We start from the raw sequence: 10,626 nt of genomic DNA, 5'->3' as shown, positions 1-10,626 counted from the left end.
AGCCCCCGCCCCCCCAGCGTCTGCGGCGAACAGATCGACGCGCTGCTGGCGGGCCTGTGCAAGGCGCAGCGCCCGCTGGTGGTGGCGGGCGGCTCGGTCTGGTCGGCGCAGACCGCGCGTGACCTCGCGACCTTTGCCGAGCGCTTCGATCTGCCGGTGGCGGTGACGTTCCGCCGTCACGACCGCATCGACAACCGCCACTCGCATTACGCGGGCATGCTCGGCGTCGGCATGAACCCGAAGCTGGCCCAGCGGCTGCGCGATGCCGATTGCGTGCTGATCCTGGGCGCGCGGATGGGCGACACGGCGACGAACGGCTACACCGCGATGGACCCGGCCGCTCCGGGCAAGACGATCCTGCACGTCCACCCCGACCCCGACGAGCTGGGCCGCGTCTGGCGCCCCGACGTGGGGCTGGCGGCCCCCGCCACCGACGTGATTGCCCGGCTCGCGCACCGCGATCCGCCCGCGCATCCCGACTGGGCCGACTGGACCCGCGCCGCCCGCGCCGACCAGGACGCCTGGATGACGCCGCGCGAAACTCCCGGCGATGTCAAGCTGGAGGCGGTGATCGCGCATCTGTCGGACACCCTGCCGGACGACGCGATCGTCACCAATGGCGCGGGCAACTATGCCGCCTGGCTGCACCGCTATCTGCGCGCGCGCGGCTTTCCGGGGCATCTGGCGCCGACCTCGGGCTCCATGGGCTATGGCCTGCCGGCGGCGGTGGCGGCGAAACTGGCCTGCCCGACGCGCGAGGTGGTGGCCTTTGCCGGTGACGGCTGTTTCCAGATGACGCTGAACGAGATGGCCACGGCCGCCGGGCGCGGCCTCGCGCTGACGGTGATCGTGTGCAACAACGGCCAGTACGGCACCATCCGCATGCATCAGGAGCGCGCCTATCCCGAGCGTGTGAGCGGCACCGCGCTGCACAACCCCGACTTTGCCGCCCTGGCGCGCGCCTATGGCGGCCAAGGCGAGCGTGTCACCCGCACCGAGGACTTCGCCGCCGCCTTCGGGCGTGCCCGCGCCTCCGGCGTGCCGGCGGTGATCGAGCTGGTCCTCGATCCCGATGCCCTCGCCCCGGGGCAGTCCCTGTCGGAGATGCGCGCCGCGCGCGGCTGATCGCGCCCGCGGCGATCCATTTGCCACAGCCCGGACGGCGTTGCGCCGGCCCGGGCATCCGGGCTTGCGGCGCGCGCGGGCCGGGCGTAGGCGCAGCATACCACGCATCGTCCGAGGAACGCATCCGCCATGGCCACGAACATGACCAATACCGCCCCCATCCCCGAGCTCTTTGTCTCCTATGACAGTGCGCAAAAGTTGCGGGTCGAGGCGGGTTCGCTGCCCTCGTGGGACCTGACGCCGCGCCAGGTCTGCGATCTGGAGCTGCTGATGAACGGCGGTTTCCACCCCCTCAAGGGTTTCCTCGCCGAGGCCGACTATGACGGGGTGGTGTCGGGCATGCGGCTGGCCGACGGGACGCTGTGGCCGATCCCCATCACCCTCGACGTGTCCGAGAAATTCGCCGACACCGTGACGCCGGGTCAGGACATCGCCCTGCGCGATCCCGAAGGCGTGATCCTTGCCATCCTGTCCATCACCGACAAATGGTCGCCGGACAAGGCGCGCGAGGCCGCCGCCGTCTATGGCGCCGACGATCTGGCGCATCCGGCGGTGAACTACCTGCACAACACCGCCGGTCCGGTCTACCTCGGCGGGCCGATCACCGGGATCCAGCAGCCGGTGCACTATGACTTCCGCGCCCGCCGCGACACGCCGAACGAGCTGCGCGCGTTCTTCCGCAAGATGGGCTGGCGCCGGGTGGTGGCGTTCCAGACCCGCAACCCGTTGCACCGCGCCCACCAGGAGCTCACCTTCCGCGCCGCGCGCGAGGCGCAGGCCAACCTGCTCATCCACCCGGTCGTCGGCATGACCAAGCCCGGCGACGTGGACCACTTCACCCGCGTGCGGTGTTACGAGGCGGTGCTGGACAAGTACCCCGCCGCGACCACCCACCTGTCGCTGCTGAACCTCGCGATGCGCATGGCCGGCCCGCGCGAGGCGGTCTGGCACGGCATCATCCGGCGCAACCACGGCTGCACCCACATGATCGTCGGGCGCGACCACGCAGGCCCCGGCAAGAACTCGGCGGGGCAGGATTTCTACGACCCCTACGCCGCGCAGGAGTTGTTCCGCGAGCACCAGTCCGAGATCGGGCTGGAGATGGTCGACTTCAAGCAGATGGTCTTCGTGCAGGAGCGCGCCCAGTACGAGCCCCGCGACGAGGTCGAGGAGGGCGCCACCATCCTCGACATTTCGGGCACCGAGCTGCGCCGCCGCCTGCGCGAGGGGATCGAGATCCCCGACTGGTTCTCCTTCCCCGAGGTGGTGGCCGAGCTGCGCCGCACCTCGCCGCCGCGCCACAAGCAGGGCTTCACGGTGTTCTTCACCGGCCTGTCGGGCTCGGGAAAATCGACCATCGCCAATGCGCTGATGATCAAGCTGATGGAGATGGGCGGGCGGCCTGTCACGATCCTCGACGGGGATGTTGTGCGCAAGCACCTGTCGTCCGAGCTGGGCTTCTCCAAGGAGCACCGCGACATCAACATCCGCCGCATCGGCTATGTCGCCTCCGAGATCACCAAGAACGGCGGCATCGCCATCTGCGCGCCCATTGCACCCTACACCGCCACCCGCCGCGCCGTGCGCGAGATGATCGAGACCTATGGCGCCTTCGTGGAGGTCCACGTGGCGACCAGCCTCGAGGAATGCGAGCGCCGCGACCGCAAGGGCCTCTACAAGCTGGCACGCGAGGGCAAGATCAAGGAGTTCACCGGCATCTCCGATCCCTACGAGGAACCCACCACCCCCGAGGTCCGCGTCGGGACCGAAGGCGTGGATGTCGACTACAGCGCCCAGCAGGTGCTGCTGAAGCTCGAGAACATGGGCCTCATCGCCGGCTGAGCCTGGATCCCACCGCTGCGCGCGCGGCCAACGGCCCCATGGACGGCGCGGAACCGCTGCGCCGCCCGGCCCTCCGCCGGGGCCGGGGGCCACAGGCCGTCACCCTGCGCCGGGCCCGCGCGCCACAGCGCATGGTTGCCGGAACCGAATCGGCGCCTTACGTGTTGATCCGGTGCGGGCCACCGCGCCCGGCAGCACGGGGCCGATCCCGCGCCACCCCGAAGGAGATCCCCATGGCCGCCAATTCCGACAGCAGCCGCAAGGCCCGCGACAGCAGCGACCCCGAGGTCACGGTCGACCACCTCGCCCAGCAGGTCGCGGCGCTGCGCGACGACCTCGCGGCCATCGGCGAGACGCTCAAGGCGCTGGGCCTGTCGGGTGGCCACAAGGCCGCCGCGCATGCCCGCGAGCACGCCGAAGGTGCCCGCGCCGCCGGCGAGGCCCAGATCGAGGAGATGCGCCGCAGGCTCGATACGGTGCTGTCCGAGGCCGATAGCGCGGCCCGGAAAAACCCCGCCACGGCGATGGGGCTGGCGGCGGGCGTGGGTTTTCTGGTCGGCCTGTTCCTGTCGCGCCGGTGACGGCGGTGCGGGACGCGGGCATGTTCGGCTGGCGCCGCGCGCTGGCACAGGCGGGGCTGATGATCGCGGGCGGGCTGTTCCTGCTGGCATCGGGGGCGCTGATCGCCGTTGCGGCGTGGCTATGGCTGGCGGCGTGGCGTGATCCGGTCATCGCCAGCCTGATCGTCTCGGCGGGATGCGCGCTGACGGCCGTGGTTCTGTTCCTGCTGGCCCGCCCGGGACGCAGGCGCCCGCCGCAACCCGCCCCAGACAGCGACACAGACAACGACGCAGACCGCCCCGCAGACGCCCCCTCAGACCGCGACGCGGCCGTCCGTGCCATCTTCCGCGAGGCCGGACTGCGCGTGCCGGAGCGCGGCGAGAGCCCAGCGCTCGTCGAGGCGTTCCTCGTCGGTCTGAACATTGCGCTGCGCCTGCGGGGCACGAAGCGGCGCTGAGCGGCGCGGCGTCGCCTCGCCGAACATGTGGGTAAAGAGCGGATCGTCCATGCGGCACCTCCTGTGCGGGGTCCCATGTCCCCCTGCTGTTCTTGGTACACCCCAATCCTTACCGAACCCTGAAGCCACGCCCAAACGTCTGCGCGACCCCGCCGTGTCGCGGCTTGTCAATGCGCCCCCGCGCCGGGCAACATGGCCCTGCCGCCGACCCGCGGCATGAGGGAGGACAGGGATGACGCGCAACTTCAGCTCAGCAGCCGACCGCGACGCCGTGGAGGCCGAGGCCCCCTGGGCCGGGATCGAGCGTCCCGCCACCGTCCATGCGCTGCTGAGCCGGACCCGCGCGCGGTTTCCCGACCGCCCAGCGCTGTCGTTCCAGATGACCTCCGGCCCGAAGGACCCGGCCGAGACGCTGAGCTGGACCGACCTGCACCGCCGCACCACGCAGGCCGCCAACCTGTTTCGCCGCCTCGGCATCCACGAGGGCGACACCGTCGCCTATGTCCTGCCCAACTGCACCGAGACCGCCACCGTGCTGCTGGGCGGCATGACCGCGGGCATCGTCGCCCCCATCAACCCGCTGCTGGAGCCGAGCACCATCGCCGCCCTGCTGCGCGAGACCGGCGCAAAGGTCGTCGTCACCCTGCGCGCCATGCCAAGGACGGACGTGGCGCAAAAGGTGGCCGAGGCGGTCGCCTATGCCCCCGAGGTGCGGTGCGTTCTGGAGATCGACCTCAACCGCTATCTCCGCCCGCCGAAAAGCTGGATCGTCCCTCTGATCCGGCCCAGGGTCGCGATCCACCACACCGCCCGCGTGCTGAACTTCAACGCCGAAGCCGCGCGCGAACCGGCCGACCGGCTCAGCTTCGACGCGCCGCAGGCCGACCGGGTGGCCGCGCTGTTCCACACCGGCGGCACCACCGGCCTGCCGAAGCTGGCGCGGCACCGGTTCTCGGGGATGATCTACAACGGCTGGGTCGGCCATCGCCTGATGTTCAACGAACGCGACGTGCTGATCTGCCCGTTGCCGCTGTTTCACGTCTTTGCGGCCTATCCGATCCTGATGTCGGCGCTGACCTCAGGGGCGCATGTGGTGCTGCCGACCCCGCAGGGATACCGCGGCGACGGCGTGTTCGACAATTTCTGGAAGCTGATCGAGCGTTGGGGCGTGACCTTCCTGATCACCGTGCCCACCGCGCTGTCGGCGCTGATGCAGCGCAAGATCGACGCCGATGTCAGCACGCTGGAGACGGCGATCTCCGGCTCGGCCACGCTCCCGCGTGAGCTTTACAACCGCTTCGAGGCCGCCACCGGCGTCCAGATCGCCGAGGGCTACGGCCTGACCGAGGCGACCTGCCTGGTCTCGTGCAACCCCCCCAGCGGGATGAAGAAGCTCGGCTCGGTCGGGATCCCGTTCCCGCATACCCGCGTGCGCATCCTGCACTTCGACGAAGCCGGCTGCGCCCGCGAATGCGCCACCGACGAGGTCGGCGAGATCTGCATCGACAACCCCGGCGTCTGGCCCGGCCAGACCTATGCCGACGCGTCGCGCAATGCCGGGCTGTTTGCGGGCGATTACCTGCGCACCGGCGATCTGGGGCGGCTGGACGGTGACGGCTATCTGTGGATCACCGGGCGGGCCAAGGACACCATCGTGCGCGCCGGGCACAACATCGACCCCGCCGTGATCGAGGAGGCGCTTCTGTCGCACGACGCCGTCGCCTTTGCCGGGGCCATCGGCCAGCCCGATCGCGTCGCGGGCGAACTGCCCTGCGCCTATGTGGAGCTGGTCACCGGCGCCACCGTCCGTCCCGCCGCCCTGCTGGAGCACATCCGCGGCCGCATCGGCGAACGCGCCGCCATCCCCCGCCACATCGAGGTGCTCGACACGCTGCCCAAGACAGCGGTGGGCAAGATCTTCAAGCCCGACCTGCGCCGCCGCGCCATCGCCCGGGTCTTCGACGCGGCATTTGCCGAGGCCAAGCTGCCCGTCCGCGTGGCCGAGGTGGCCGAGCACCCCCGGCGCGGCCTCGTGGCGCGGCTGTCACGGACCGGCACGGTGGAGGAAACGGTGGTGGCCGAGCTGATGGGCAGCTACACCACGCCCTGGGAATGGGTGGAAGGGTCGGATCGATGAGCACGCCGGGCACGCTGCTGTCCTTCGGCCACGGCTACAGCGCGCAGGCGCTTGCGGCGCGGCTGATCCCGCTGGGCTGGCAGGTGATCGCCACCACCCGCCGCCCCGAGGCGCGCGCCGCGATCGCCGCCACCGGGGCCACGCCGCTGGTGTGGCCCGGCTGTGACCTCGCACCCGCGCTGGCGCGCGCCAGTCATGTGCTGTCCTCGGTCCCGCCCGTGCCGGGGCAGGGCGATGCGCCCTCGGGCGGCGATCCGGTGCTGGAGGGGGCTGGAGCGGCGCTGGCGCAGGCGCGGCATCTGACATGGATGGGGTATCTGTCGACCACCGGCGTCTATGGCGATCATGCCGGCGGCTGGGTGGACGAGGACACCCCCACCGCTCCCGGCGCGCCCCGCTCGGCCGCCCGCGTCGCGGCCGAGGCCGCATGGACCCGCACCGCCGCCGCCGCCGGTGTGCCGCTGACGGTGTTCCGGCTGGCGGGGATCTACGGCCCCGGCCGCAGCCCGTTCGACACGCTGCGCGCGGGCACCGCCCGGGCCATCGTCAAGCCGGGGCAGGTGTTCTCGCGCATCCATGTGGACGACATCGCACAGGCGATCGCGGCGGCGATGGCGCGGCCCACGGCAACGGCGGTCGTGAACCTCGCCGACGACCTGTCCGCCCCCCCGCAGGAGGTGATCTGGCACGCGGCCGACCTTGCCGGCCTGCCGCGCCCGCCCGCCATCCCCTTTGACGCGGCCGACCTCGGCGCGATGGCGCGCAGCTTCTATGCCGAATGCCGCCGCACCCGCAACGACCGGCTGAAATCGGCGTTGGGCGTGCGGCTGATCCATCCCGATTATCGCAGCGGGCTGGCGGCGATCCTGCGGGCCGGGGGGTGATGCCCGGCCTTGCCCGTGCCGACGCGCGGGCCTAACACGGACGGGCACACCGCCTGGGAGCGCACCATGTACCACCACCTTCTCGTGCCCGTCGCCTTCGACACCGATCACAAGCCCGCGGATGCGCTGGCCGTGGCCCGCCAATTGGCCGCCCCCGGCGCGCGGGTCACCGTCCTGCATGTGATGGAGGAGGCGCCGCCCTATGCCCTCACCTATATCCCGGCCGACGTGACCCGCTCGCTGCGTGACGCGCTCCAGGCCGAGCTTGACGCGATGGCGCAGGGATTCGACGACGGGCACGGCGTGCTGATCGAGGGGCAGCCGGGCCGGACGCTGCTGGACTGGGCCCACGAGCACGCGGTCGACTGCATCGTGATCGCCTCGCACCGCCCCGGGATCGAGGACCGCTGGTTCATGGGCTCCACCGCGTCCTGGGTGGTGGGCCGGGCGCAATGCGCCGTCCACGTCCTGCGCTGACGGCTCAGTCCGCGACCACCAGCCCCACCAGCGGGCCCAGCTGTCGGCCCCGGTCTGACCGTGCCAGCCCCGGCGCATGCAGCCGCGACACGTTGCCGTCGAAGTAAAGCGCCTGCGGCGTCTCCAGCGCGTCGCGGAACAGCCCGGCGAAATCGTGGAAACTGATCGGCCGGTCCGAGATCACGAAATGCGCCGTCGTCCCGTCGGCGCTGACGCCCACCCCGTTGCGCACAAAGCGCGACGGCGATCCGGGGATGAAGCGCGGGTGCACCGCACCCTCGATCACCAGCATCGGCCCGGACTGGCTCGCGCCCACGCAATCGGGGGGATTGTCGGCAAAGCGGCGGCTCTCGACCACCGCAAAGCCGTCCTCGTGCACGCAGAACACGCCGTTGGGCAGCATCCCGAAATTGCCCGGTCCGGCCGCGGTGACGACCCGCCCCTCGGTCCCGCCCTCGCCGATGAACAGGCCCACGGGGGCGCGGTCGGCGTGGTACATGCCCGCGTTCATCGCGAACACCAGCCGTTCGCCGCGCGCCGCCAGCGCGGCCTCCAGCCGGTCGAACCCGCCCCAGACCCGGCCATCGCCGTCGCGCAACCACAGCCGCACGTCCTGTCCGGCGGTGACGGTGCAGACCACATGGCGGTGCCCGTCGTGCTCCATCGGGGCACAGGCCGCAGCCGCCGGGCCGCCGCCCCACGCCGGCAGGGCCGCCAGCAGGGCCGCCAGCGCGATCCGCGCACGCGCGCGCACCTCAGCGCGACTCCGGACCTTCGGGATCGTCCCCGTCAGAGGGGGCAGCGATGTCGCGCTGCACCGTGGGGTCCGAGAACATCCGCCGCGTGGCGTCGATCTGGTCAAAGGTCTCGTCGGGGCGGAACCGCAGCTGTGGGGTGTATTTCGTGCTCAGCACACCGCCGATGTGGTGGCGCAGCTCGCCCTGGTTGCGCGCCAGCGCCGCCAGCGCCACGTCGAGCCCCTTGCCCCCCAGCGGCATCACGAACGCCGTCGCCACCTTCAGGTCGGGCGACATGCGCACCTCGCCTACGGTGATCGACAGCGTGTTCAGGTCGCTGTCATGCACCTCGCCACGCGCCAGCACCTCTGCCAGGCGCCTGCGGATCAGCTCGCCGATGCGGAGCTGGCGTTGCGTCGGGCCCTTGCCCGGAGAGAAGCGATCACGTGCCATCCCCGCCACATAGGGCCCCGCGCGCCCGGGCGCAACACGGGGTCTGCGTCAGCCGGGCCAGCGCAGCGGGGGGGGGGGAGGCTGCACAACACGGGGCTGGGCGCGGCGCGCGGCCTGCGCTAAGCCCGGCGCGGCAGCCAAGCAGGAGATCCCCGATGCCCGACCGCACCCCCGTCACCGTGGCCGGCGCTTCCGGCCGCATGGGCGCGGCCCTGCGCACGCTCCTGCACGACCACCCGACGTTGCGCCTCGGCGCCTGTCTGGAGCGGTCCGGCCACCCCTGGCTGTCGGGCGGCGGGCCGCAGGGTGTGCCCGTCACCGATGATCCCGCGGCGGCGCTGGCGGTGGCGCCCGTGGTGGTGGATTTCACCGCCCCCGAGGCCTCGGTCGCGATCGCCCGCGCGGCCGCGGCGCGCGGGGCGGTGCATGTGATCGGCACCACCGGATTTGACGCAGACACGCTGGCGGCGCTCGTGGCGGCGGGGCAGGGGGCGGTGAGCGTGCGCGCGGGCAACATGAGCCTGGGCGTCAACCTGCTGGTGCAGCTCACCCGCCGCGTCGCCGCCGCGCTGGGTCCCGAGTTCGACATCGAGATCATCGAGGCCCACCACCGCGCCAAACGCGACGCCCCCTCCGGCACCGCGCTGATGCTGGGCGAGGCGGCGGCCGAGGGGCGGGGCGTCGCCCTCGACACCGCCGCCGAGCGCGCCCGCGACGGGCTGTGCGGCCCGCGCGCCGATGGTGCCATCGGGTTTGCCGTGGTGCGCGGCGGCGACATCGTGGGCGAACACGATGTGGTGTTCGCAGGCCCCGGCGAACGCATCGTCCTGCGCCACATGGCCACCGACCGGACAATCTTTGCCCGCGGTGCGCTGAAAGCCGCCGATTGGGCGCTGGGCCGCCCGGCGGGGGACTACGACATGCTTGACGTGCTCGGGATCTGACCAATCTCTCGTCCGGCAAGGGGGCGCGACATCGCGCCCTGACAGCCGGGAGATCCGCTCATGCACAGTCGCATCGCATCCGCCCTGATCGTCGCCCTTGGGCTGGGCGCCGCAACCGCCCCCGCCGCCGCGTCGGAGTTCCGCGTCGTCACGGACCGCAACGAGTTCGTCAGCCTGGTCGACGGGCGCGAGCTGCGCCGCTTCGGGATCCGCCTGACCGTCACTCCCGACGGCGAGATCGGCGGCAGCGGCTTTGGCCAGACGGTGTTCGGGGCCTGGGAATGGAACGGGAATTTCTTCTGCCGCGATCTGGGCTACGGCAGCACCGACCTGGGCCACAACTGCCAGCTGGTCGCGGTGCGCGACGGCACCATCCGCTTCGTCGCCGATCAGGGGCAGGGCGACCACGCCGATTTCCGCCTGCGCTGACGCTCAGGCGCCCCCACAACGCATGAGGGCCGCGGCATGTCTGCGCGCGGCCCTCAGCACTGGCAATCGAGTGCCCCGTCGGGGCTGCATCCGCTCAACGCAGACGCTCCACGGCGGTGTCGATCTCGCCACGCGACAGGCCGATGTCTTCCAGCTCGCGGTCGGTCAGGCGATAGAGTTCGTTGCGGGTCACGCGGCGGTTGTTCCAGGCCATCAGGCTGTCGAACAAACGCAGCGAAAATCCACCGGGCAGGGCGCCCAGCGGACGGGTGGTGGTGGTGTCGGACATTGGTCTTCTCCGGGGTCATTGCTGACGGGCGTTCCCGTCTGCCAAGGCATCTAGGCGCCCCCCGACGCCCGGGCAAGGCGGATTCGACCGCGGATCCATGCGTCCGGTGCATGCCCGCCATGATGTTGCTTTTATTTCATTAATGCTCCCCGCCGCGCAGGTTTTCAGCAGTTTGGAAACGCCCCGCAGGGCAAAACCCGCTTGGTCGTTGTTCGCGCTTCGTGCTAGCGCTGACACAACGGTTCACCACGGCAGAAGGGGCGGGCATGCGGGACCACGGCGGCACGGGGG

Annotated in this window: 12 protein-coding genes; 9 read left to right on the top strand and 3 right to left on the bottom strand. The window is 71.4% G+C overall.

Annotation, left to right across the window (positions count from 1 at the left end):
- The 7 genes from CCR87_RS08310 to CCR87_RS08280 form a co-directional block, all read left to right on the top strand.
- Positions 1-1,125 (top strand): thiamine pyrophosphate-dependent enzyme (locus CCR87_RS08310; RefSeq protein ID WP_201157070.1); only part of this gene is annotated, 1,125 nt, incomplete at its 5' end.
- A gap of 141 nt (positions 1,126-1,266) precedes the next feature.
- A complete protein-coding gene (locus tag CCR87_RS08305; RefSeq protein WP_242511923.1) occupies positions 1,267-2,967 on the top strand; it encodes a bifunctional sulfate adenylyltransferase/adenylylsulfate kinase in 1,701 nt (566 codons plus the stop codon).
- 233 nt (positions 2,968-3,200) lie between these two features.
- Positions 3,201-3,548: an ElaB/YgaM/YqjD family protein gene (locus tag CCR87_RS08300; RefSeq protein WP_201157068.1), complete on the top strand. Its 348-nt coding sequence runs from the start codon at positions 3,201-3,203 to the stop codon at positions 3,546-3,548.
- 20 nt (positions 3,549-3,568) lie between these two features.
- Entirely contained in the window at positions 3,569-3,985 is a 417-nt protein-coding gene (locus tag CCR87_RS08295; protein WP_201157067.1) for a phage holin family protein, read from the top strand.
- Positions 3,986-4,217: 232 nt separating this feature from the next.
- A complete protein-coding gene (locus CCR87_RS08290; protein ID WP_201157066.1) occupies positions 4,218-6,122 on the top strand; it encodes an acyl-CoA synthetase in 1,905 nt (634 codons plus the stop codon).
- Positions 6,119-7,006, top strand: coding sequence for an SDR family oxidoreductase (locus CCR87_RS08285; RefSeq protein ID WP_201157065.1), 888 nt, complete (start codon positions 6,119-6,121; stop codon positions 7,004-7,006). The genes CCR87_RS08290 and CCR87_RS08285 overlap by 4 nt, the downstream gene beginning before the upstream one ends.
- A 66-nt stretch (positions 7,007-7,072) precedes the next feature.
- Positions 7,073-7,483, top strand: a complete 411-nt coding sequence (locus CCR87_RS08280; RefSeq protein WP_201157064.1) for a universal stress protein — start codon at positions 7,073-7,075, stop codon at positions 7,481-7,483.
- A gap of 4 nt (positions 7,484-7,487) precedes the next feature.
- On the opposite strand, the gene CCR87_RS08275 is transcribed toward CCR87_RS08280, so the two are convergent.
- Positions 7,488-8,237 (bottom strand): phosphodiester glycosidase family protein, encoded by a 750-nt coding sequence (locus tag CCR87_RS08275; protein WP_338048895.1) that lies wholly within the window; start codon positions 8,235-8,237, stop codon positions 7,488-7,490.
- A gap of 1 nt (position 8,238) precedes the next feature.
- Entirely contained in the window at positions 8,239-8,673 is a 435-nt protein-coding gene (rbfA, locus tag CCR87_RS08270) for a 30S ribosome-binding factor RbfA (RefSeq protein WP_201157063.1), read from the bottom strand.
- A gap of 155 nt (positions 8,674-8,828) precedes the next feature.
- Here rbfA and dapB point away from each other — a divergent pair, with 155 nt between their 5' ends.
- Both dapB and CCR87_RS08260 read left to right on the top strand, forming a co-directional pair.
- On the top strand, positions 8,829-9,617 hold the full coding sequence (gene dapB / locus CCR87_RS08265; protein ID WP_201157062.1) for a 4-hydroxy-tetrahydrodipicolinate reductase: 789 nt from the start codon (positions 8,829-8,831) through the stop codon (positions 9,615-9,617).
- A gap of 60 nt (positions 9,618-9,677) precedes the next feature.
- The gene (locus CCR87_RS08260; protein ID WP_201157061.1) at positions 9,678-10,046 is read left to right on the top strand and encodes a dihydrodipicolinate reductase; all 369 of its coding nucleotides are present in this window, start codon (positions 9,678-9,680) and stop codon (positions 10,044-10,046) included.
- A 94-nt stretch (positions 10,047-10,140) separates the two neighbouring features.
- Here CCR87_RS08260 and CCR87_RS08255 read toward each other — a convergent pair whose 3' ends face one another.
- Entirely contained in the window at positions 10,141-10,335 is a 195-nt protein-coding gene (locus tag CCR87_RS08255; protein WP_201157060.1) for a DUF1127 domain-containing protein, read from the bottom strand.
- Positions 10,336-10,626: the final 291 nt, after the last annotated feature.

It is taken from the genome of Rhodobaculum claviforme (genome assembly GCF_016653255.1).
GTDB lineage: Bacteria > Pseudomonadota > Alphaproteobacteria > Rhodobacterales > Rhodobacteraceae > Rhodobaculum > Rhodobaculum claviforme.
Note: the sequence above shows the minus strand (reverse complement) of the source record. Positions and strands in the feature narration are given on the sequence as shown.